At 72.0% G+C, this 446-nt stretch carries 1 protein-coding gene; it reads left to right on the forward strand.

From position 1 onward, the window contains the following. Positions 1-446, forward strand: a 446-nt coding sequence (locus LE190_RS21490) for a hypothetical protein (RefSeq protein ID WP_225240616.1), incomplete at both ends; no start/stop codon positions are given.

A 446-nucleotide genomic window follows, 5' to 3' on the forward strand; every position in this document is an offset into this window, starting at 1 on the left:
CCAGACCGATATCGCCGGCAACCTGAGCGCAAGCACGGCCAGCGGCACGGCGCTGACCGTGGACACCAGCGTGGGCATGCCGGCGTTCGCACTGGCGCTCGACACCGGCGCCAGCGCCAGCGATGGCGTCACCCGGAATGCCACGATCGACGTGAGCCTGGCGCTTGACGCCGCCAGCTGGGAGTACAGCCTTGATGGCGGCGCCAGCTGGAACGCCGGCAGCGGCACCGGTTTCACGCTGGCCGCAAGCAGCTACGCGGCCGGTTCGGTCCAGGTGCGCCAGACCGATATCGCCGGCAACCTGAGCGCCGCCGCCACCAACGCGGCGGCCATCACGGTCGACACGGCCGTCCCGGCCCCGGGCTTTGCACTGGCCCTCGACACCGGCGCCAGCGCCAGCGATGGCGTCACCCGGAACGCCACGGTGGACGTGAGCCTGGCGCTTG

This window comes from Massilia hydrophila (genome assembly GCF_020208145.1).
In the GTDB taxonomy this organism is placed as follows: domain Bacteria; phylum Pseudomonadota; class Gammaproteobacteria; order Burkholderiales; family Burkholderiaceae_D; genus Telluria; species Telluria hydrophila.